This window comes from Escherichia sp. KTE172, assembly GCF_000408845.1.
GTDB lineage: Bacteria > Pseudomonadota > Gammaproteobacteria > Enterobacterales > Enterobacteriaceae > Escherichia > Escherichia coli.
On sequence record NZ_KE137316.1, the window covers coordinates 4,529,415 to 4,530,319 of the forward strand.

1 protein-coding gene is annotated in these 905 nt (G+C 38.5%); it reads right to left on the reverse strand.

Features of this window, described 5'->3' with window-relative positions:
• A partial coding sequence (locus G434_RS02980; protein ID WP_001513228.1) for a beta propeller repeat protein occupies positions 1 to 735 on the reverse strand: 735 nt, incomplete at its 3' end.
• Positions 736 to 905: the final 170 nt, after the last annotated feature.

The window sequence follows — 905 nt, forward strand, 5'->3', positions numbered from 1 at the left end:
CTTCCATATAGCACCGTCAAAATCAGCAATATAAACAAATCCGTCACCGGCACAGCAAACTGTGTACAGAAGTTTATTTGTCGGAAAAGGGAGTTTTTTCCATTGCTCACCATTAAAGTGATAAACGGTTCCCGTTCCACCCACTGCATACATATCTGACTCGGAAAAACCAGATAAATCCTGAAATAAGCTTCTGGACATCGACTCAGCCTTCCGTTCCAGGAATCCATCGGGAACAGGAATAGTTTGTGAAGCATCCAGCCAAACCTGATGATTAATTCGTTTATATATTCTTAACCCTCCCCCAATTGCATAGACACTTGTTCCTACTCTGACTACCTTAATTATAGCTGTTCTCATGTCTGAGGATTTAGAAATAGGAATATCCAGATTATTTTCTCGTCCCTTGTATTCTCTGGTTTTGTAGCTTATGACTTCACAGTCGATATCAACTATAACTAATTCAGTTTGGGAAGGTGACCATCCAGCCGATATCGTTGGATAGCTCAAATTACCGAAAGACATCCCAAACACCCTGTTTTCAGGAGGGTTGTCAATAACTATTGATACCAGCTTGTGTTTAGGCATGTAATAGTCGTTGCCATATTCGATATGATTTTCATCAATTTTTTCAATTAATAATAAGCCAACGCGGCCATGTTCAAAGCCATATGTACAATCATATACTTCAAAATTTTTAAAGGTTTTATCCCAACGTTCTTGACTAATAATCATTTCATTTCCTTAGTTATCACAATTATCATCATAGCTATCTATAAACGTTAGTTTCCATAATATGCTATCCGTGTGCCCACTTTCCTTTAAATTAACTGCTGGCCCGGGAGGCTATTCAAACGCCATTGAATCAAAGAGGACATTCCAGGCATTACCATCATAAATAGCAG